This window comes from Psychrobacter sp. CX10, assembly GCF_057621575.2.
The window spans coordinates 147,299-167,305 of record NZ_CM177736.1; the positions used below are offsets into that span (position 1 = coordinate 147,299).

Here is a 20,007-nt window from a genome sequence, read left to right on the forward strand (position 1 = left end):
TACGATGAAAACAATGAAAGTTACTCAAATCAAATCTGGTGCCCATCGCCTTAAAAGCCATAAAGCCTGTCTAATTGGTCTTGGCTTACGTCGCATTGGACACACAGTTGAAGTTGAAGATACGCCTTCAACCCGTGGAATGGTGAATCGCATCAATTACATGGTTAAAGTGGAGGAAGCGTAATGGGACTTAAATTAAACGAATTATCACCAGGTGTTGGTGCTAAAAAGACTGCACAGCGTCGTGGACGTGGTATCGGTTCTGGCTTAGGTAAGACTGGTGGCCGTGGTGTTAAAGGTCAAAAATCTCGTTCAGGTTCAAGTGTTCCAGCTGGATTTGAAGGTGGTCAAATGCCACTATTCCGCCGTGTACCCAAGTTTGGCTTTACCAGTAAAATAGCAATGACTACTGCAGAAGTACGTCTATCTGAGTTAAACAAGATTGACGGTGATGTGGTTAGCATTGAAACGCTTAAAGCCGCAAACATCATACGTCATGATATGAAACGTGCACGTATTATCCTTTCTGGTGAAGTTAATAAAGCTTATACCTTTAAAGATGTAAAAGTGACTAAAGGTGCTAAAGCGGCGATTGAAGCTGCTGGTGGTACAATTGAGGAAACTCAGGAGTAAGTAAATGGCTAAGCAATCTTCGCCAACTGCAGCAATACCAATGAATCCACTTACTTTTATTCGTAAATACGATGAGTTGTGGAATCGTTTGTTATTTTTGATTGGAGCGTTGATTGTTTATCGTTTAGGCTCTCACATACCAGTACCTGGTATTAATCCGGTTAGCTTAGCTGATTTATTCTCTCGTAATGAGAACACCATCTTAAGCATGTTTAATATGTTTTCAGGTGGTGCTTTAGAGAGAATGTCTATAATGGCATTAGGTATTATGCCTTATATTTCAGCGTCTATTATTGTGCAAATGATGTCATCTGTGATGCCATCTTTAGAAGCTCTAAAAAAAGAAGGTGAGTCGGGACGCCGTAAGCTTAATAAATATACCCGACAGGGCACCTTATTTTTAGCGTCTTTACAAGCTATATTTATGTGTACTGGATTAATTAGTCAGAATCTTACGTTGTCATCAGGATTGACTTTTTACATACCTGCAGTAAGTTCGCTTGTTGCAGGTGCTATGTTCTTGATGTGGCTTGGTGAGCAAATTACTGAACGTGGCGTAGGAAACGGTATATCAATGCTTATTTTTGCAAGCATTGTTGCAAGTGTCCCTAGTATGCTAGGTCAATCTTTTGAAATGGTAAAGAGTGATCCACAAAGCTTGATCATGTTACTTATCTTTGCCGTACTAGGTATAGCAGTAACAGCTGGTATTGTATATATTGAACGTGCTCAACGTCGTATACCAGTGAATTACGCGCAAAAGCAGCAACAAGGCCGTAAAGTTTATGCTGACCAGCAATCTCATTTGCCCTTGAAGATTAATATGGCGGGCGTTATTCCTGCTATTTTTGCAAGTGCATTGTTAATGTTCCCTGCAAGTTTAGGTCAATGGGTAGGTAATTCAGCTGATCCAAGTATGTGGCAACAGTTTTTGCAAACGATGTCGTTAGTTTTGGCACCGGGTCAGCCATTATATTTAGTACTATTTGGTGCGATGATTATCTTCTTCTGTTATTTTTATACGGCATTAGTATTTAGCCCACGTGAAGTTGCAGAGAATTTAAAACGTAGCGGTGCATATATTCCAGGCATACGTCCTGGGTTACAAACTCAGCGTTACTTAGATCATGTTTTGAATAGATTAACCTTTATTGGTGCTATCTATATGACGGTAATTTGTTTAATGCCTATGCTATTACAATCGTCGTTCGGTATTCCGTTTCATCTTGGTGGTACATCACTTTTAATTATGGTGGTCGTGGTTATGGATTTCATATCCCAACTTCAGGCACACTTAATGACACATCAGTATCATGATCAAACGCTAATTAGATAATTTGCTTTTATCAGTGGTTTGCTCATTTAGGAGTTTAATATGAAAGTTCAAGCATCAGTTAAAAAGATTTGTGGTAGCTGCAAAGTTGTACGTCGCAAAGGTCGCGTTCATGTGATTTGCAAAGCAGAACCACGTCATAAGCAGCGTCAAGGTTAATTTTATTGAATTTAAATACGTTTATATTTATAACTTTTATAAACTTATATAATACAATAAAAACAACTTGAAATTTATTGGCGGATGAGTTATCATCCGCCACTTGCCGTCGTTTACTGTTTAAAATTCTATTAAGTTTTAGATGTATTTATAGTAAATGGCAAAATCTGAAACATAAGTCCTATTTAATACTATTACTTTAAGACTATTAGTCTTTTAGGGTGATAGTTATTGATTATTAGACTCATTTTTCATAATTGGAGAGAAATCAATGGCTCGTATTGCCGGCGTAAACATTCCGGATAACAAGCATGCAGTGATTTCATTGACTTATATATTTGGTATTGGTCGTACAACTGCTAAGAAAATTCTTGAAGCAGTAGGTATCGAACCTTCTACTAAAGTTAGTCAATTGGATGATACTCAGCTTGATGCTATCCGTGCTCAAGTTGGTAACTATATGACAGAAGGTGATCTTCGTCGTGAAGTTTCAATGAATATTAAGCGTTTGGTTGATTTAGGTAGTTACCGTGGCATCCGTCATCGTCGTAATTTACCTGTAAGAGGTCAAAACACAAAGAACAATGCTCGTACTCGTAAGGGTCCGATTCGTTCAATCAAAAGATAATTAACTTAGGAAGCTAAAAGATGGCTAAAGACACCCGTGGTCGCAAAAAAGCGGCACGTCGTTCGGTATCAGAGGGCGTAGCCCACATTCATGCGTCTTTTAATAACACCATTGTAACGATTACTGATCGTCAAGGTAATGCATTGGCTTGGGCCACCTCAGGTGGACAAGGCTTCCGTGGTTCACGTAAATCTACACCATTTGCAGCTCAGGTTGCAGCTGAGGTTGCTGGTAAAGCAGCTCAAGAAACCTATGGTGTAAAAAATGTCGATGTTCTGGTTAAAGGTCCAGGGCCGGGTCGTGAGTCTGCGGTAAGAGCTTTAGGTGCATTAGGTTTTAAAATAAATAGCATATCTGATGTAACCCCAATCCCACACAACGGTTGCCGTGCGCCTAAAAAGCGTCGCGTATAAACTATCGTTACCGTATTCTTAGCTTAATTATAAGAAAGAATACGGTGTGTGTAATAAGACAAAATACCGTTACTGGTTACTATTAAGACGTAACTCAAGGAGACACAAGCATGGCCCGTTATATTGGTCCAAAATTAAAGCTGTCGCGTCGTGAAGGTACTGATTTACAATTAAAATCAGGTGTTAAACCTTTTGACGTTAAGACTAAAAAAGCAGGTCGCGTACCTGGCCAACATGGCAACTCACGTAACAAAGCATCTGAATATTCGCTACAGTTACGTGAAAAGCAAAAAGTTAAGCGTATGTATGGTGTATTAGAACGCCAATTCGCCAACTACTATAAAGAATCTGCACGTGCACGTGGTGCAACTGGTGAACATTTATTACAGATGCTAGAACGCCGTTTGGATAACGTTGTTTATCGTATGGGTTTTGGTTCTACACGTGCTGAAGCACGCCAGTTAGTTAGCCATCGCGCTATTATGCTAAAAAAAGCAGGCCGTGATGAGTTTGTTCGTGTGAACATTCCTTCAATTCAGGTACAAGATGGCGATATTATTGCTGTGCATGAAAAAGCAAAAGAACAGTTACGTATTAAGAATGCAATTGAACTTGCTACTCAACGTGGTATTCCAGAGTGGATAGAAGTTGATCATAGCAAATTGCAAGGTACATTTAAGAAAGCACCAGATCGTATTGATTTGCCTGCAGAAATCACCGAAAGCTTAATCGTTGAGTTGTACTCTAAATAATCGCTAACAATAATTTGATTAACTAATCGAGGTGACAATATGATGCTAAATGCTACCGAGTTTCTGACCCCTAATGCCATTAATGTGGATGCGGTTGATGAAACCAATGCAAAAGTCACGCTCGAGCCGTTAGAACGCGGCTTTGGGCATACCTTAGGTAATGCTCTTCGTCGTATTCTTTTATCTTCGTTGCCTGGTGCAGCGGTAATTGAAGCAGAGATTGACGGTGTAGATCACGAGTATTCTACACTTGAAGGTTTGCAAGAAGATATTTTAGATTTATTATTAAATCTAAAGGGTCTGGCAATTACTATGCACGATCAAAATGAAGTGTTTCTAACGCTTGATAAGCAGGGCCCTGGCACTATCACTGCGGCAGATATAGATTTACCGCACAATGTTGAAATTGCTAATCCTGATTTGGTTCTAGGTACATTAGGCGAACGTGGCCACCTAAAAATGCGTTTACGTGTTGTTATGGGTCGCGGTTATGAGCCTGCTAATCTTCGTCGTGAAGATGGTGATACTAAAGCTATTGGACGTTTGAAGCTGGATGCAAGTTTTAGCCCAGTTTCACGTGTTGCTTATCAAGTAGAAAACGCTCGCGTTGAGCAACGTACGGATTTAGATCGTTTAATCATTGAACTTGAAACCAATGGTACGATTGATCCTGAAGAAGCAATTCGCAAAGCGGCTACCATCCTTCAGCAGCAAATCTCTATATTTGTCGATTTAGAAGCTGAAGAAGCCCCTGAGCCAGTTAAAGAGAAAGAAGAGGTCGACCCTGTACTATTACGTCCAGTGGATGATCTTGAACTAACGGTTCGCTCAGCAAACTGTCTTAAAGCTGAAAACATTTATTATATCGGCGATTTGGTACAGCGTTCAGAAACTGAGTTGCTTAAAACACCAAATTTAGGTAAAAAATCATTAACTGAAATCAAAGACGTTTTAGCGTCAAAAGGGTTGGAACTGGATATGCGCCTAGAGAATTGGCCACCTGCTGACCTTCGAGTTGATGATCGTTTTTCATACCGCAGCCGTTAACACTTAAGTAAGGATATTTGACCATGCGACATCGTAAGAGTGGAGTAAAGCTGGGTCGTACCGGCAGCCATCGTAAGGCAATGTTCCAGAACATGACAAACTCTTTGTTTGAACATGAACTGATAAAAACAACATTACCTAAAGCTAAAGAGCTACGCCGTGTGGCTGAGCCTTTAATAACTATGGCAAAAGAAGATTCAGTTGCTAATCGCCGTTTGGCATTCAGCCGTATGCGTAATAAAGATATGGTTGGTAAACTATTCGGTACATTAGGTCCTCGTTATCAAGATCGCCCAGGTGGATACATACGTATCATCAAATGTGGCAATCGTGATGGTGATAATGCACCTATGGCATACGTTGAACTAGTAGATCGTGACTAATATTTATTAGTCCTATTTGCTTGGATCAAGAAAACCTCAGTAGCTTTTTAAATTATGTATTTAGCATAATTTGATTGAGTTACTGAGGTTTTTCTTATTAGTGACGTCCCCTAATTTATAAAGTCCTATGATCTGTAAAAACAGTTACTCAATAAATTCAGAGACATCACTAGCACCTTGACGAATTAATTCTGGCGGCACTTGAGTTAAATCAACGACTGTAGTTAGCTTAGTGGTTAAAACGCCTGCATTTATTAATACATCAATATTGCTATCAAGCTTTTCTTCGATATCGAATGGTTCATCTAACGAGAGCTCCATATTAGGTAATAATAATGAGCTGGTAAGGATAGGTTCGCCCATTTCTTCTAATAAGGCTTGAGCAATTGGGTTTTTAGGTACTCTGATACCAATGGTTTTTTTCTTAGGATGCGACAGCTTTTTTGGAACATCTTTTGTGGCTTCAAGAATAAACGTGATTGGAGCAGGCGTATTGTTTTTAAGAAGCTTGAATTGTAGATTGTCTACTGTAGCATATGTGGAAATCTCACTTAGATCCCGGCACAGTAAAGTAAACTGATGTTTGTCATCAAGTTCACGAATAAAGCGTAATTTCTCAAGAGCGGCTTTAGAACCTATTTTGCAACCAAATGCATAACTAGTATCTGTTGGATAAACAATCAGCAAATCACGATTTAAAGCATCAACGACTTGCTTAATAAGACGAGGTTGAGGGTTTTCTGGATGAATATACAAAGTTAGCATAACCGACCTCACAATAGTTCTGGTTGTTAAAGTAACTGATAAATTTCAATTAAATAATTTGTTTTATTACCTATGGATATTGAGTTTGAATGATACTGTATTATAGATCAACGTATTACAGATCAACGTATTATAGTTCACTGTAATGTTAGTACTAGATCGATGAAAATAATGTTTAATCTTTATCATGACATAAATAACATAAAGTCGTCAGTAGTAATTTAGCGTCTTTTGGTATGATATCTGGATTCTTGATATAGGATAAAGCTTGACGATATACATCTTGTTTGAAGGTACTCTTAGAGGTATCAAATGTAGCATCGAGATTATCCAAAGACACCTCAAATGTTTTAGAGCACATCAGAGTGAATAGACATTCTAATGCCTGAGGTTTGATTTCAACTCGCTCAAAAGCCTCTTGTTGTACTTCTGTACGTCCATCTGGAGCATACCAATATCCAAAGTCATTAAGGGTGCGACGATGATGCCCTGCTATAGCCCAATGGCTTATTTCATGAAGTGCGCTTTGTAAATAGCCATGCGCAAACATAATACGAGCAGGATTATGTTCGTCGGCAGCAAAATACTCAGGTTCACCATCACTACGATCTAAAATAACGTTATGAGCGGCAAATGCTTTGTTAAAAACCGTAATGAGCCAGTCAGCTTCTTGTCTCTCAAAATCAATGTGAGTTGAGGGCGCGGCCTCTATAACATGATTACTGGATTGTATTTTTGACCACTCATGCTTTAACTCTATCCAAGATTTAAAGATGGCACCTTCAGTTACGTAATCTAAGCGCTTTATATGCTCATAGCATGTTGAGAATTGAAATTTTTTAATTAGCACTTGCAATGGTAGACTTGAAAAAAAAGTTTTACCCATAATTATTATATCTAACGACCGTATTCATTCACTATAAGATGACAACACTAGAATTTGATAGTTGGCTTCAGTGACAGTTTGTTCAAATGTATAGAAACCTAAATGAAATTATTATATATGAGGCTTATTTTAACATCTTAGGCACTACTTTGAGGTAGAATAAATTGATAAGCGCCACTTATTGAACGTTTAACAATCATCAGCTATGTACATTATTTAACAGCAATAAATACCATCTAATAGATGATCAATGAGAATTTTATAACTATAGTGCATACAAATATATTTATATTGAGAGAAATATGACTACTAATAAAACTATGGAAAAGCCAACTGTTTTGGTAAAGGATAATCCAACAAATACTAAAACAGACCAATTGCCAAATCATATCAACCTAGAGAAATGGGAAGAGGTCGGCTATGTGTGGTCTGGAGCTGTAACGCCGCGTGATTTCAAAAGACTAAATGATGTTGTCGTCGATACGTATAAAGATGAGCCTATCGAAATAAAGTGTGTGCTCAAAAGAGAAGGCCAACTGCTAACGCTCACTATGGAATTTGATGGCGCTATTTGGGTGAACTGCCAAAGATGTTTAAAACCTTTGCAACTTGATGTCTCCCATGATGCTACATTAGTACTATTGCAGAGTGAAGAGCATGAAAGCTTGGTAGAGGAATCTGATGACTATCTACTTTTAGAAGAGCTTCTCGCCGAACAAATAGAGAACAGTAAGGGTGACCGCTTACTACCGCTTAAAAAGCTTATTGAAGATGAGCTTTTGTTGGATGTGCCTTTATCTGCAAAACATGATGATTGTGAAATGGCAGTAGAACAAGTAGGGGAGATAATTGAAGAGGATAACGAGAATCCTTTTGCTGCTCTTGAAGCCCTAAAAGGTAAGCTTTAAGTTTAGATATTATAAAATGAATAAGCTCTTTATTTTATGGCGTAAAAAGAGTATAATCCCTCGTTTATTATTCCCAGATTTTCAACCTATTTGATTTTTAATAAGAAATGCTCTTATTGAGGTCAATAGCGAACTCATTTTGCTAAATCCACGGCTGTGATTATTCAAAATTAACAACGTGGATTTTTATAATCATTCTTAGAATAGGAGCAAGACCCATGGCTGTTCAAAAAAGTCGTAAAAGCCGCTCACGCCGTGATATGCGTCGTTCACACCACCATATGGAAGTTGCTGAATTAAGTATTGATTCAACAACTGGTGAAAAGCATCGTCGTCATCATATGACTAAAGATGGTTTTTACCGTGGTCGTCAGTTGTTCAAAGCGAGCCAAGAAGACTAAACGATAATCATAGTTAATGATTAAAGTTTACGATAAGAGCTAAGTGTTATTAATGGTATTTACCATTAGTTGCTTGGCTCTTTTTTATTTATCTTTTTTTACTTACCTATTTTTAATCTTATGTCTTTAGTTTCATAACCGTATAAAAAAGCTTAAAAATAAGAAGGCTGAAAATGTCATTAAAAACGTCTGGTTCTGCTAAGAAACAAGAACATCATCATACACCTCGTCGAATTGCTGTCGTGTTCCCAGGTCAAGGGTCACAAACAGTTGGCATGCTAAATGAACTAAGTGAGTCTTATCCCATTGTTAAACAAACCTTTGCAGAAGCCAGTGATGCATTAGGGTTTGATCTTTGGGAGATATGCCAAAATGACACAGAGCTTGCTAAGACAGAATATACTCAGCCTGCTTTATTAACTGCAAGCATGGCGATATGGCGATTGCTAAAAGCGCAAGATAATATAGATATTGAACCTATATATTTAGCAGGCCATTCGTTAGGCGAATATAGCGCACTATGTGCAGCCGGTACGTTAAGTCTCGCAGATGCCGTCAAGTTAGTTCATACCCGTGGACAATTGATGCAAGATGCGGTGCAAGGTTTAGATACCAAAATGGCTGCCGTGCTAGGCTTAGAAGACAGTCAAGTTATTAGCGCCTGTGAAAGTATTGAAAATGGCCATGAGGATGCAGTCGTTAGTGCTGCAAATTTTAACAGCCCAGGACAGATTGTGGTAGCAGGTAACGCTAATGGTATTGAAACTTTAGGAAAACACATTCAATGTATGGGTAAACGAATGCTACCACTAAAGGTTAGTGTTCCCTCACACTGTGAGCTTATGGAGCCTGCAACCCAAACGCTTGCAGATAAGCTATCTGAATGTGAGTTTAAGCTGCCTGAGATTCCTGTACTACAGAATAGACATGCTACTGATGAAAAAACGGTTGGCGCTATTAAAAAAGCATTAACTGAACAGCTTAATCAGCCAGTATTGTGGACACAGACGATGCAAAATTTTGCAAGCAAGCACATAAATTTGATAATTGAATGTGGTCCAGGAACAGTACTCTGTAACTTGGCAAAGCGCCAAGAGGTAGCAATACCTTGTTTTCCAACTGATAAGCCATCACGCTTAGATAAGCTATTTGATGAGTTAATTAAGGAATAATCATGAGTCGTACAATTACATTGGTAACTGGTGCCAGTCGCGGTATTGGTAAGGCGATAGCCAAACGGTTTGCGAAAGAAGGACATTTCGTTATTGGTACTGCCACCACTTCTGAAGGTGCCGATTCTGTAGACGAGTACTTGCATGATGCCGGTGGCATAGGCCGGGTATTAGACGTTAATGATCAAGAAAATATTGACAAACTATTTGAAGAAATAGAAAGCGTATACGGTAGTGTGCAAGTACTGGTTAATAACGCAGGTATGTCTCAAGACGGTTTGTTAATGCGTATGAAAGATGAGGATTGGGATAAGGTTATCGATACCAATTTGTCTTCTATCTATCGTATGAGCAGGCGAGCCATAAGAGGTATGATGAAAGCGCGAAAAGGTCGCATTATCAATATTACCTCTGTGGTTGCTCAAATGGGTAATGCCGGGCAAGCGAACTATGCAGCCGCCAAAGCAGGAGTTGAAGGTTTTAGTAAAACATTGGCTCGTGAGATTGGCTCAAGACAAGTCACTGTTAACTGTGTTGCACCAGGTTTGATTGAAACAGATATGACAGATGAGCTGGATGAGCGATTATTAAACTCTATGCTAGATGCTGTACCTGTTGGACGGCTGGGTCAGCCAGAGGATGTGGCCGCAGCGGTATCCTATCTTGCAAGCGATGAAGCCAGTTATGTTACTGGATCTGTTATTTCAGTAAATGGCGGTATGTATATGTAGAATAGGGTTCTTATATTATGAACCTATACATATAAGTTTGCATAGCAAGTAGATTGGTCTAATATAAATTATATACTTTAGGCTTTCATTACTGGATAAGTCAGTTAAAATAACGTTTAGGCTTTTATAAATATTATTTACAGCCTTTGCAACTTAAAATAATAAGGATGGAGTTTCCTATGAGTGAAGAGATTGAATTAAAAGTAAAATCGGCAGTTGCTGAACAGTTGGATGTAAATGTTGAAGATATTAATAATGATTCATCATTTATTAATGACTTAGGCGCCGATTCTTTGGACTTGGTTGAGCTAGTTATGACGTTTGAAAATGATTTTGATATCACTATTCCAGATGAAGATTCAAATGAATTAACGACGGTTCAAAAAGCGGTTGATTATATTAAAGCGAAGCTTTAATTTTTAAGCTCAATATGCCATAGTCTGTTAAACTTAAACTGCTATGTTTATATAAGAGGCATATTCGTATTACAGGTATCGATATACTAATTTAAGACCATTGCTAATGCAGTGGTCTTTTTTATGGTCTAATACATTAGTATATTAAGCGTCTAGCTGCTAATTGTTAGATGCTAATTGATAGTTGCTAATTTTAAGTTTTTAGTTATAAAACGAGAATACGCCATGTTTTAGATATTAAAGACTTAATATTTAAAAGCATTTGAAGTTTATAAATTTGAAGTTATAGGATATAAAACTTAACAATTATCTACACACACTGTGTTATAAATATTAATGTTAACCACTATACTAAATAAGATGTGTGAACAACACATTAATACTAGCGGCTATTGCTAAAATGTTTTTACTGATAGCTTAAGAATTAATAAGAATCAGGTCTTAAAACATTAGATCCAAACATTAAGTTCAATTATAATTAAGTTCAATTATAAAGGTTATTTCATTTGAATTTATTATGTCTAGCGAATTTAATAGTAGGTAGTAGTCCGTACACTAATAATAACTTAAAGGAGTAAACAATGGGAATTTTTAGTTTTGCAAAAGACATTGGTGATAAAATCTTTAATCGCGATGATGCTAACAAAGAAACTGAATCACATGCTGATGCTAATAAAGCACCAACTGCAAACGAACCTTCTGCTCAATCAGTTGCAAATCTTTTACTAAAGCGTATTCAACAGCAAAATCTTAATATCTCTAATTTGAAAGTTAAATATAACGGTACTACAGATACTGCTGAAATCAGTGGTGATGCAGCTACCCAAGCTGACCGTGAGAAGGCTATTATTGCTATTGGTAACGTACAAAACGTCGCCAAAGTAATTGATAATATAGATATTAAAGAAGATGCGCCTGAGTCAACTATGTATACCGTGAAATCAGGTGATTCATTATCTAAGATTTCTCAAGAAGTTTATGGTTCAGCAAATGAATACAACAAAATTTTTGAAGCCAATAAACCTATGTTGACTAGCCCTGATAAAATCTATCCTGGTCAAGTACTACGTATTCCTAAGCCATAACCTTGTTATATAAACACAGCTTTAATGAATATCTATTTGATTAATATTAGGTTGGTAACATAAGAATATCTAATTAGAATTCAATAGATAGTGAAGTAAAAAATAAAGCTAATAAAGTGTATTAACGATAATAAAAGAGACGCCTGACTTATTAGCAGGCGTCTCTTTTGTTATCGTCAATATTTCTACAACCAGTTAGAACATATTAAGCTTTACATTTTAGTCAGGTCTGTATTCGCTAAGGTCTGTATTCGATGAAGCCTAGTATTCATTGAGCTAGGAGGAAGGTTCACTATTTGATTTAACAATTTGTTGTTTTATAGCCCATGATATATGTTCATCCAATATATGTGTGTGCTGTCCCAATCGTTTTTTTAACTTTAGTATATTGTAGTTTGAATAAGGGGCATTACCAATACCAATGGCTATATTGCGTAAAAAATTGATATAACCTGTACGTCTAATAGGACTGCCTTGCGTCCGTTCTAAAAAATCAGCTTCACTCCATTCCCATAAGTCAGTTAATAAGCTGCTATCTAAGTCATGACGCGCATGGAAGTCATCAATAGTGGTAACTTTGGCATAGCGGTTCCATGGACATATGAGCTGACAGTCATCACACCCAAACACCCTATTTCCTATAGCTTTACGATATTTCTCATCAATAATACCGTCATGCTCTATCGTCAGATAAGAAATACACGCATCGGCTTTTAGTTGATAAGGAGCGGTAATCGCTTGCGTAGGACAGATGTCAATACATGCCGTACAGCTGCCGCAATGAGCAGTTATAGGTGCGTCTTCAGGTAATGATAGGCTTAGAAATAGCTCCCCTAGTACAAAAAAAGAACCTACAGTCTTATTCAGTAGCAACGTGTGTTTACCTGTCCAACCAAGTCCAGCAGCATCTGCAAGCGGGCGCTCAAAAATAGGTGCGGAGTCACTGAAAGGTCTAAATATGAAAGGCTGAGTGGCATTTATATCTAAATGCTGCCATTCATTAAGTTTAGATTCTATAAGCTGGGCAAGTTTTTTTAAGCGAGATCGCATGGTTTTATGATAGTCACGTCCGCGGGCATAGCGCGCAATTATAGCTGTGTTAGGGTAGTTGTTATCTTCAATGCGCCGCGGTTTTGGCGCTGCTTCTAGATAATTCATACGTACTGAAATAATAGTGCGTGAACCTTCTACCAACAGCGCAGGGTTAGCGCGCTTGTCATGATTTTTTTCCATAAAATGCAGCTGACCGTAGTGACCTCTATCTAGCCATTCGCGCAGTCCTTGCATTTGAGCCTCAAACACAGGATTATCAACATTAATGAATCCACATTCTGCAAACCCTAATATATAAGCTTGTGCTTGTATCCATGCTTTAACGTCGCTGGCATCATTGAATTCATTCACGGCAATGTCATTTGTATTCGCAGAATGCTGATTTGCCGTTAAATTAGCATAAGGGTTGGCATCAGAATCTTTATGAGGATTTGTATGCAATGGTGAGGACATAATAAAGCTGACTTAAAAGATAATATAATAGATATGATAAGCTATTAAATGACAAGATAAAACCTTATATAAAACCTACTATAAACTAGGCTATAACCCAGACCACTAACGAGTCTAAGATTGGGGATTAAAATGAAGCGTGCATCATGTTCAACAGAATCAGATTACTTAAATAGCTTAAATAGCTCACATAACTCATATAACTCATATAACTTATATAACTGGGATAATAAGCATTTATTAGCTATGTATCATCCGTCACAGAGGGTTGATGTTCCTTTATTTACACCTAAGCAAGTATATCGCATCGAGAAACAATGGTTTGACGATGGGAATGATAGTTATGGTCTTATGCAGCAGGCAGCTTGGCAAACAGCATACTGGCTTTACCAAAATATCTGTCAAGATGCCATCAGATCTGATGCTAGTGGCACATCTATGTATAACGTTGGAGTTTGGGTTGGTGGTGGTAATAACGGGGGAGATGGCTGGCTGGTTGCCAGATATCTAAAGCAGTTAAACAATGAAGTAGCTGGTATTGAAAGGACTGGTATTGAAGTAGCCATTATTGAAGTCGCTGAGGTAGATACAAAAGATGCTAAGTTAGCCAAACAATCAGCACTGGATATGGGTGTTAAGGTAATATCGAACATCGACCATATTCAGAATAATCATTATCAATTAAACGATGTGATTAATAAGTTAGATTTAGACTTATGTATCGATGCGCTATTTGGTATCGGCCTAGATCGTAAGCCTGAAGGGAGTTATGCAGCAGCTATCGGGTATATTAATAATTTAAAAAGCCGTTCAAAACGGACGCTTACAATTGCTAGCATTGATGTGCCCAGTGGACTTGTGGCAAGTACAGGTCAAGTTTTTGATAACTGTGCTATCCGCGCGGATATTACCTTATGCATGGTTGCTCGAAAAATAGGGTTACATATTAAAGACGCGGCGGATTATACGGGTCAAATTATCGATTTTTTTTTAATACCTAGTGTGCTTACGTTTACACCTTTGGCGTGGCTGAAACAAATGCCTTATCCTATCGAAAAACGTCAAAACAATGCTTATAAAGGCAGCTTTGGCCATGGTTTAATTATCGGTGGTAATTTAGTATCCGGCTCTCAAGGTATGGGAGGGGCGGCATTATTATCTGCCAGTGCCGCATTTGCAGTAGGGGTGGGCAAGCTTAGTGTGGCATGCCATGAGAACTTTCATGGCAGTCTTATATCAAGCTTACCTAACGCCATGTGTATGGACTTACACGATGTAGAAGGCGTAATCTCGCTCATGCAGGACTGCGACACGGTCGCTATCGGCATGGGATTAGGACGCGATGACAAAAGTCATGATTTGTTTGCAAGCTATTTAGAAGCTTTGATGAATACTATGGCAGATATTATTATTGATGCTGATGGGTTGTACCATTTGCATACCCTAGCTGACGAAAAACCAGAGGTTATAGAGGCATTAAAAAAGTATGCAAACCAGCACAGCGTTTGGTACACCCCGCACAGTGGGGAGGCAGCTAGGCTATTGGACGTTTCTGTAGATGAAATTGAAGCCGATAGGGTGCAAAGTATTACAAAATTGGCAAAGATCTTTGGCGGTGATTGGGTGTTAAAAGGGTCAGAGTCTCTGATTTACGAATCTGAAACGCTCTATGTCTGTGCAGCAGGTAATCCTGGAATGGCGAGTGCAGGTATGGGGGATGTGCTCTCTGGTGTGGCGGCAGGCATACTAGCACAACGCAGCTTACAACCCATTAATCGTAGACTTAGCGAAGCGGTATTGATACATGCCACTGCTGGCGATTTACTTGAAAAGGAAGTAGGGCAGTGGGCGCTTCAATCCAGTGGTATGCACACTACTATAGGACGTATTATGCATGCGCTTAGTGTATCGCAATAGGACTGCGGTCTGTATAAAGTCCTATACTGCTAACCACCGCAATACTGTACTAATATTCTTTGGATGTTTTCACGCTTTAATTCTATTTCACGATTGTCCAAATATTTGCGTCCACCCTGACCATCAGGCTCATAAATACGCCCACCAGCGTTTAAGTTAGCCAAATTATCACGTAAAGACTGACAACGTTTGGCATTTTCGATCTCTGTTAAATAGCGCTGGCGCTCCGTTTCGGTGGCAGGATTGGCAGATTGAGATTGCGTATTATTTGAAGTCTGGGCTGATTCTGCTAGCTGACCTGGGTCTAATTGACGACCGTCGTTACGCAGAGTGATGATTTCGACCTCTACGTCATCACTACTTGGAGGAAACTGTGAGTATTTTACTTCACCAAAGTCACCCACCGTTTTATATACCGTTGTGGCATGACTGGGTACTGCCAAAGTAAAGCAAGCAATAGCGAGCGACGCGGTCTTAAAAAGTAATCTAAAATTCATATTGTGCCTAAAATAAACAGAGTTATTATTAAGTCATTCTTATTTAAATATATGGTCATTAATATTATAGTCTTCGAATAATAAAATTGCTATGCTATTAATCTGTGCTATTTTTTTGCTATATCCAAAAGTTGAACGCTGTATGTTAGTTGAACGATTTTTGTCATTGATTGCTATTTTATAATTGGTTGCTGATCACTAATCGATAGTCATAATGTCAATAATCTTGTTTAATCCTTATATATTTACCCTAATATCTTTTTATACCCTTATCTTTGGGTATCTCTTCTTGATGTATTGGAAACTGATGGTGATCATCGATAGCTTGACGGTCATTAAAATAATGAGCTAAGGTACGCTTAACTGCTTCAAAGGCGATATCATCCCAAGGTATTTGAGCTTCTTCAAAAAGTGCACATTCCAAGCTTTCTGTACCGACGCCAAATTTTCCATCTTTTAAGTCAGTTAAATATAAAACGTAAATTTGACCAATAGACGGGATATCGTAAATACAGTAAAGATGAGGATTAATAGCGACTGCATCTGCCTCTTCTATCGTTTCACGAGCAGCGCCTTCTGCGATGGTCTCACCAATTTCCATAAAGCCTGCAGGTAGTGTCCAAAAGCCATATCTTGGTTCAATAGAACGGCGACACAAAAGTACCTTGCCCTCATGTATGACTAAAGCCCCACATATTACTTTAGGATTCACATAATGAATATAATCGCAATTTGGACAAACCAAACGGGTATTATTGTCGCCCTCAGGAATTTTGTATTCTGCTTTATGCCCGCATTGTAAACAGTATGCCATGGTATGGATCTTCCTTTTTATTCTAATCTTTAAACACTTTTAATGGAAAATAGGGTATCAGTATTCTACCGCTGAGTGTTCTATACCGATACAAATAGTACATCATAAATTCGTGTACCCAAATTAAACCAGTAGGTCATCAAGATAGCATACTTAGATAGAATACGTTAGGCTAAAGCTCTATCCGCTTACTTATCATGACTATTTATTTATGACACAACATCGCTCTACCTCTGCAAATCACGCAAATAAGCATACCTCTATATCTCCTCGTTTTGATGAGTTGGCTATTATATTGCCGCCATATCTTCAACAACCACTATTAAAACAATTGGTGATGAAAGTACAGTTTAATATGCGGCAAGAACTTAATAGAGCGGACACTAAAGCTAATGTTAAAGCCGATGCAACAGCATATAAAAAAGATAGTGATGTAACATCTTTAGAATATAAAAGCACTGAGCATGAAGACACTGAGCCTACAAACAAATTAAAGTCCGCTAATAACTTAGAAGACAAAAATAACTTAAAAGACAAGAATAGCTTAGAAGACAAAAATAATTTAGAAAACAAAAATAAGTTAGTAAGCGCTAATAGCTTAAATATAATAGCTAGAGACAATGATGAACATGGTGAGATTATAGAAGCACAAATTTTGTTAGATGCTTTATTAGACACTCCCAATGCAGACGCATCAGTATTGGTTTTAATCACGAACGAACCCAAACCCAAGCTATTGCTTACAAGGCGTGCAGCGCATTTAAGTAGCCATGCAGGTGAGGTGTCATTCGTTGGGGGTAAGCACGATGAAGAAGACGGTAACAACGTCGTTACAGCACTACGCGAAGCCAGTGAGGAGTGCGCCCTACCTTCTAGCAAAGCTAAAATTGTCGGACAGTTACCCGCGCAAATTTCAAAATCGGGCATGAGTGTGCGTCCTATTGTTGCCCTTGTCGACTCTGGAGTAACTTATGTGCCAGAACTGGGCGAGATAGAACGTATATTTTGGGCAGATTTAGAAACCTTAATACAGGAACCAACGACTGAATATATCTTATCCTACACAATGAATGACAATTTGATTAAAATCAGAACCCCCAGTTGGACAGTCGATAATGAGATCGTTTGGGGATTAACAGGTCGAATTATCGCAAGTTTGTTCGAGATATGTTTTGATCGTAAACTTGATTGGTATTATTTACCTCTAACTTCTGAGTAATAAGGTTTATTAAAGGGCTTAATGATTGTTTATTTGATTGACTTTGTTATCAGTTTTTAATCGAATAGAGCCTGTATATATTTTTTGAATCCGCTTATATGGCTTGGATGTACGCTCAATACTCTGAGTTTCTATTTTTAAACTGCCATCGGTATGTATACCGAGCACTTTACCGCTTAATAGGTGAGTATCAGTATTATTCAATTGAGACGAGCTAGGCGATTCAGACGCTACATGGTTATCATGAGGTCCAGATGTAGGGGCTAAAGGGGTTGATATTGAACGAGGTTGTATCTCAACTTGTTTACCCGTAAGAACACTGGCGCTATTATAATCCTCTGTAAAATTATCAAGGGCATATGATGACGCCGTAAGGCTATTATACCGCTCTACCGCTTTAAGTAGGGCTGAGCCAACCGACGCATATAAGTCATCTGCACATAGTGAGAGGGTATTATCAGGATGGGTTGAATTGGCATTATGCAACTGATTCAAGTTTACTGCTTTATAAGCCAAACGCTTCTCCAAAGAGGTATCTAATGAAGGTGAGGCATTGATATTCATGCCCACTCCTATGATAACGCCAACAATCTTATCAGAAATTGAAACAGGTTCAATTAAGATGCCTGCAAGCTTGTTAAACGTCAACTTGTTTAACGTCAATAGGTCAGGTTGTGTATGATGTAGGGTATCGGCAGCTTGGATGTTATCAAAGCTATAGAATCCTATGTCATTGGCCCACTTTAACCCAATGGTAGGCTTGTCCGCTTGTCTTAATATCTGGTTAATACGCTGTATAATAGGTAAGCACGTCAGCTGATAACCCACTACTAAAGATAATAGCCCCGATATGGAGCTCTTAAGCGGATGATATACAGATAAATAAAGATTTCCTTTTGGCGAATACCACGAACGATCGTATTGACCCCGACCAGAAGTCTGCATCGCTGCCGTCAACATAAAAGGTGTATCTAGATTGATACGCCCACTCTTAACCCACTGCATAAGCTCACTGTTGGTAGAAGAACAAGACCCAAGATGATGATGTGATAAAGTAGAGAAGGTAGGTGCTGCTGAAGCATTCATATATTGACCTATACAAGATATACTGTGGGACTGGATACTGGATACGTAGCCAAGCTTTTAATTATCGCATTTCATGCTTATAAATAACTACGATATTTAAAGATATTTAAATTTTTAAATCAAAATAAGATTAGGGTCTGTTGAACATTTAAATATGGAACTGGCGGCGGTTATTTTTAAGGCAATATGCAGGGAAATTTTAGACACTTAGTTATTCTAAGTTAGAAAATTTCTCAATATATTGACAAAAAATAGACCCGCCCCGTAGGGCTGATGCTAAAATTGCCCCAACCGTTGTTATAAACCTAGCTAAGGTCCAATACGCTTCGGGCATTATCGTCGGTTTATGCCTAGTTTGGAACAATTTTAGCTATCAGCAGTCCTAATATTTGAATGTTCAACAGACCCTATAAACGAGAGAATAAGCATGATGATAGTGTGGTTCTTTGTGGCAGGTGCTTTTGCGGGACTGTGTGCTGGACTATTTGGCGTTGGAGGAGGGATGATTATTGTGCCTGCCCTTGTTTGGATATTCACCGCTTATCATTTTTCTCCGGAAATTGTAGCGCATTTGGCAGTAGGTACTTCACTTGCCACCATTATCGTTACGTCTATAAGCTCCTTGACCGCACACCATAAACGAGGCGGCGTACGCTGGGAGATATGGAAATTTATGGCAATTGGCTTAGTAGTCGGTAGCTTAATCGGAGCGGCAGTTGCCGATCAAATAAATGGGCTCATGCTTCAAGCTTTGATTGGTGTAGCGGCGCTTTTAGTCGCAATTAAAATGTTATTTTTATCAAATAAAGAGCAATTGGGCAAACCTCTACCTTCGGCGCCAGTGCAAGTAGGGGCAGGTTCAGGAATAGGGATGGCTTCAGCCATATTTGGGATTGGGGGCGGCAGTTTAACAGTACCTTTTTTGACATGGGCAGGGTTACCTATGCGTCAAGCCGTAGGCACCTCGGCAGCGTGTGGGCTACCGATTGCATTAGCAGGCGCGGCAGGTTTTGCTTGGTTTGGACAAGATGTGACTAATCTACCAGAGGGCACATTTGGCTTTGTTCATGTGATTGGTTTTATGTGCATCTCTATAGCCAGTTTTATTACTGCCAAACTTGGCGCAAATCTTGCCCATCAGTTGCCAGCGTCAACGCTTAAAAAAGCATTTGGGGTGCTCTTAGTGTTTGCTGGCAGTCAATTATTATGGTCTGGATTATCAGGTATGGGTGTGGTTTAACAGGTTCAAATTATTT

24 protein-coding genes are annotated in these 20,007 nt (G+C 38.6%); 18 read left to right on the forward strand and 6 right to left on the reverse strand.

From position 1 onward, the window contains the following. Positions 1–4 precede the first annotated feature (4 nt). The 9 genes from rpmD to rplQ all read left to right on the forward strand — a co-directional run bounded on the left by rpmD (position 5) and on the right by rplQ (position 5,348). Positions 5–184: a 50S ribosomal protein L30 gene (rpmD, locus tag AC21OH_RS00645; RefSeq protein WP_486534657.1), complete on the forward strand. Its 180-nt coding sequence runs from the start codon at positions 5–7 to the stop codon at positions 182–184. Next, the gene (gene rplO / locus AC21OH_RS00650; protein WP_487369666.1) at positions 184–633 is read left to right on the forward strand and encodes a 50S ribosomal protein L15; all 450 of its coding nucleotides are present in this window, start codon (positions 184–186) and stop codon (positions 631–633) included. Before rpmD ends, rplO begins: the two co-directional genes overlap by 1 nt. A gap of 4 nt (positions 634–637) precedes the next feature. Next, complete coding sequence (gene secY, locus AC21OH_RS00655; protein WP_486534653.1) at positions 638–1,969, forward strand: preprotein translocase subunit SecY; 1,332 nt, start codon at positions 638–640, stop codon at positions 1,967–1,969. A 39-nt stretch (positions 1,970–2,008) separates the two neighbouring features. Then, positions 2,009–2,125: a 50S ribosomal protein L36 gene (rpmJ, locus tag AC21OH_RS00660; protein ID WP_201497744.1), complete on the forward strand. Its 117-nt coding sequence runs from the start codon at positions 2,009–2,011 to the stop codon at positions 2,123–2,125. Between the two features lie 271 nt (positions 2,126–2,396). Further along, the gene (gene rpsM, locus AC21OH_RS00665) at positions 2,397–2,753 is read left to right on the forward strand and encodes a 30S ribosomal protein S13 (protein WP_486534650.1); all 357 of its coding nucleotides are present in this window, start codon (positions 2,397–2,399) and stop codon (positions 2,751–2,753) included. Positions 2,754–2,773: 20 nt separating this feature from the next. Then, positions 2,774–3,166, forward strand: coding sequence for a 30S ribosomal protein S11 (rpsK, locus tag AC21OH_RS00670; RefSeq protein ID WP_486534648.1), 393 nt, complete (start codon positions 2,774–2,776; stop codon positions 3,164–3,166). A 110-nt stretch (positions 3,167–3,276) separates the two neighbouring features. After that, on the forward strand, positions 3,277–3,918 hold the full coding sequence (rpsD, locus tag AC21OH_RS00675) for a 30S ribosomal protein S4 (RefSeq protein ID WP_486534646.1): 642 nt from the start codon (positions 3,277–3,279) through the stop codon (positions 3,916–3,918). A gap of 39 nt (positions 3,919–3,957) precedes the next feature. Next, positions 3,958–4,965, forward strand: a complete 1,008-nt coding sequence (locus tag AC21OH_RS00680; RefSeq protein WP_486534644.1) for a DNA-directed RNA polymerase subunit alpha — start codon at positions 3,958–3,960, stop codon at positions 4,963–4,965. Positions 4,966–4,988: 23 nt separating this feature from the next. Next, positions 4,989–5,348: a 50S ribosomal protein L17 gene (rplQ, locus tag AC21OH_RS00685; protein WP_487369667.1), complete on the forward strand. Its 360-nt coding sequence runs from the start codon at positions 4,989–4,991 to the stop codon at positions 5,346–5,348. 144 nt (positions 5,349–5,492) lie between these two features. Here the strand turns inward: rplQ and AC21OH_RS00690 are convergent, their stop codons facing one another. Both AC21OH_RS00690 and AC21OH_RS00695 read right to left on the reverse strand, forming a co-directional pair. After that, on the reverse strand, positions 5,493–6,113 hold the full coding sequence (locus tag AC21OH_RS00690; protein WP_486534640.1) for an L-threonylcarbamoyladenylate synthase: 621 nt from the start codon (positions 6,111–6,113) through the stop codon (positions 5,493–5,495). 175 nt (positions 6,114–6,288) lie between these two features. Next, on the reverse strand, positions 6,289–6,999 hold the full coding sequence (locus AC21OH_RS00695; protein WP_487369668.1) for an elongation factor P hydroxylase: 711 nt from the start codon (positions 6,997–6,999) through the stop codon (positions 6,289–6,291). Between the two features lie 302 nt (positions 7,000–7,301). On the opposite strand from AC21OH_RS00695, the gene AC21OH_RS00700 reads away from it, so the two are divergent. The 6 genes from AC21OH_RS00700 (at position 7,302) to lysM (ending at position 11,712) form a co-directional block, all read left to right on the forward strand. Continuing rightward, on the forward strand, positions 7,302–7,907 hold the full coding sequence (locus AC21OH_RS00700; protein WP_486534636.1) for a YceD family protein: 606 nt from the start codon (positions 7,302–7,304) through the stop codon (positions 7,905–7,907). 218 nt (positions 7,908–8,125) lie between these two features. Further along, on the forward strand, positions 8,126–8,308 hold the full coding sequence (rpmF, locus tag AC21OH_RS00705; RefSeq protein WP_486534634.1) for a 50S ribosomal protein L32: 183 nt from the start codon (positions 8,126–8,128) through the stop codon (positions 8,306–8,308). Positions 8,309–8,481: 173 nt separating this feature from the next. Next, complete coding sequence (gene fabD, locus AC21OH_RS00710; protein WP_487369669.1) at positions 8,482–9,480, forward strand: ACP S-malonyltransferase; 999 nt, start codon at positions 8,482–8,484, stop codon at positions 9,478–9,480. Beyond that, positions 9,477–10,211: a 3-oxoacyl-ACP reductase FabG gene (fabG, locus tag AC21OH_RS00715; RefSeq protein ID WP_486534816.1), complete on the forward strand. Its 735-nt coding sequence runs from the start codon at positions 9,477–9,479 to the stop codon at positions 10,209–10,211. Before fabD ends, fabG begins: the two co-directional genes overlap by 4 nt. Positions 10,212–10,390: 179 nt before the next feature. Continuing rightward, a complete protein-coding gene (gene acpP, locus AC21OH_RS00720) occupies positions 10,391–10,627 on the forward strand; it encodes an acyl carrier protein (RefSeq protein WP_487369670.1) in 237 nt (78 codons plus the stop codon). A 581-nt stretch (positions 10,628–11,208) separates the two neighbouring features. Further along, positions 11,209–11,712, forward strand: a complete 504-nt coding sequence (gene lysM / locus AC21OH_RS00725) for a peptidoglycan-binding protein LysM (RefSeq protein WP_486534628.1) — start codon at positions 11,209–11,211, stop codon at positions 11,710–11,712. Positions 11,713–11,988: 276 nt separating this feature from the next. Here lysM and queG read toward each other — a convergent pair whose 3' ends face one another. Continuing rightward, a complete protein-coding gene (gene queG, locus AC21OH_RS00730; protein WP_487369671.1) occupies positions 11,989–13,218 on the reverse strand; it encodes a tRNA epoxyqueuosine(34) reductase QueG in 1,230 nt (409 codons plus the stop codon). Positions 13,219–13,350: 132 nt separating this feature from the next. Between queG and AC21OH_RS00735 the strand changes: the two genes are divergently transcribed. Continuing rightward, positions 13,351–15,135: an NAD(P)H-hydrate dehydratase gene (locus AC21OH_RS00735; RefSeq protein ID WP_487369672.1), complete on the forward strand. Its 1,785-nt coding sequence runs from the start codon at positions 13,351–13,353 to the stop codon at positions 15,133–15,135. Between the two features lie 29 nt (positions 15,136–15,164). Here AC21OH_RS00735 and AC21OH_RS00740 read toward each other — a convergent pair whose 3' ends face one another. After that, a complete protein-coding gene (locus AC21OH_RS00740) occupies positions 15,165–15,632 on the reverse strand; it encodes a DUF4124 domain-containing protein (protein ID WP_486534622.1) in 468 nt (155 codons plus the stop codon). A 250-nt stretch (positions 15,633–15,882) separates the two neighbouring features. Next, positions 15,883–16,446 (reverse strand): NUDIX hydrolase, encoded by a 564-nt coding sequence (locus AC21OH_RS00745; protein WP_487369673.1) that lies wholly within the window; start codon positions 16,444–16,446, stop codon positions 15,883–15,885. 211 nt (positions 16,447–16,657) lie between these two features. On the opposite strand from AC21OH_RS00745, the gene AC21OH_RS00750 reads away from it, so the two are divergent. After that, entirely contained in the window at positions 16,658–17,665 is a 1,008-nt protein-coding gene (locus AC21OH_RS00750) for an NUDIX hydrolase (protein ID WP_487369674.1), read from the forward strand. 18 nt (positions 17,666–17,683) lie between these two features. On the opposite strand, the gene AC21OH_RS00755 is transcribed toward AC21OH_RS00750, so the two are convergent. Beyond that, positions 17,684–18,751, reverse strand: a complete 1,068-nt coding sequence (locus AC21OH_RS00755; protein WP_487369676.1) for a biotin--[acetyl-CoA-carboxylase] ligase — start codon at positions 18,749–18,751, stop codon at positions 17,684–17,686. Positions 18,752–19,178: 427 nt separating this feature from the next. On the opposite strand from AC21OH_RS00755, the gene AC21OH_RS00760 reads away from it, so the two are divergent. Next, entirely contained in the window at positions 19,179–19,991 is an 813-nt protein-coding gene (locus AC21OH_RS00760) for a sulfite exporter TauE/SafE family protein (protein WP_487369678.1), read from the forward strand. Positions 19,992–20,007 lie beyond the last annotated feature (16 nt).

Bases quoted from the DNA above. Each gene is read 5' to 3' on its own strand.
- secY (WP_486534653.1), top strand. From the start codon at position 638: ATGGCTAAGCAATCTTCGCCAACTGCAGCAATACCAATGAATCCACTT.
- AC21OH_RS00760 (WP_487369678.1), top strand. From the start codon at position 19,179: ATGATGATAGTGTGGTTCTTTGTGGCAGGTGCTTTTGCGGGACTGTGT.
- rplQ (WP_487369667.1), top strand. From the start codon at position 4,989: ATGCGACATCGTAAGAGTGGAGTAAAGCTGGGTCGTACCGGCAGCCAT.
- fabD (WP_487369669.1), top strand. From the start codon at position 8,482: ATGTCATTAAAAACGTCTGGTTCTGCTAAGAAACAAGAACATCATCAT.
- AC21OH_RS00700 (WP_486534636.1), top strand. From the start codon at position 7,302: ATGACTACTAATAAAACTATGGAAAAGCCAACTGTTTTGGTAAAGGAT.
- rpmD (WP_486534657.1), top strand. From the start codon at position 5: ATGAAAACAATGAAAGTTACTCAAATCAAATCTGGTGCCCATCGCCTT.
- acpP (WP_487369670.1), top strand. From the start codon at position 10,391: ATGAGTGAAGAGATTGAATTAAAAGTAAAATCGGCAGTTGCTGAACAG.
- AC21OH_RS00695 (WP_487369668.1), bottom strand. From the start codon at position 6,999: ATGGGTAAAACTTTTTTTTCAAGTCTACCATTGCAAGTGCTAATTAAA.
- rpsK (WP_486534648.1), top strand. From the start codon at position 2,774: ATGGCTAAAGACACCCGTGGTCGCAAAAAAGCGGCACGTCGTTCGGTA.
- rpsM (WP_486534650.1), top strand. From the start codon at position 2,397: ATGGCTCGTATTGCCGGCGTAAACATTCCGGATAACAAGCATGCAGTG.
- AC21OH_RS00745 (WP_487369673.1), bottom strand. From the start codon at position 16,446: ATGGCATACTGTTTACAATGCGGGCATAAAGCAGAATACAAAATTCCT.
- AC21OH_RS00740 (WP_486534622.1), bottom strand. From the start codon at position 15,632: ATGAATTTTAGATTACTTTTTAAGACCGCGTCGCTCGCTATTGCTTGC.
- AC21OH_RS00755 (WP_487369676.1), bottom strand. From the start codon at position 18,751: ATGAATGCTTCAGCAGCACCTACCTTCTCTACTTTATCACATCATCAT.
- AC21OH_RS00750 (WP_487369674.1), top strand. From the start codon at position 16,658: ATGACACAACATCGCTCTACCTCTGCAAATCACGCAAATAAGCATACC.
- AC21OH_RS00690 (WP_486534640.1), bottom strand. From the start codon at position 6,113: ATGCTAACTTTGTATATTCATCCAGAAAACCCTCAACCTCGTCTTATT.
- rplO (WP_487369666.1), top strand. From the start codon at position 184: ATGGGACTTAAATTAAACGAATTATCACCAGGTGTTGGTGCTAAAAAG.
- AC21OH_RS00735 (WP_487369672.1), top strand. From the start codon at position 13,351: ATGAAGCGTGCATCATGTTCAACAGAATCAGATTACTTAAATAGCTTA.
- rpmJ (WP_201497744.1), top strand. From the start codon at position 2,009: ATGAAAGTTCAAGCATCAGTTAAAAAGATTTGTGGTAGCTGCAAAGTT.
- AC21OH_RS00680 (WP_486534644.1), top strand. From the start codon at position 3,958: ATGATGCTAAATGCTACCGAGTTTCTGACCCCTAATGCCATTAATGTG.
- rpsD (WP_486534646.1), top strand. From the start codon at position 3,277: ATGGCCCGTTATATTGGTCCAAAATTAAAGCTGTCGCGTCGTGAAGGT.
- lysM (WP_486534628.1), top strand. From the start codon at position 11,209: ATGGGAATTTTTAGTTTTGCAAAAGACATTGGTGATAAAATCTTTAAT.
- rpmF (WP_486534634.1), top strand. From the start codon at position 8,126: ATGGCTGTTCAAAAAAGTCGTAAAAGCCGCTCACGCCGTGATATGCGT.
- queG (WP_487369671.1), bottom strand. From the start codon at position 13,218: ATGTCCTCACCATTGCATACAAATCCTCATAAAGATTCTGATGCCAAC.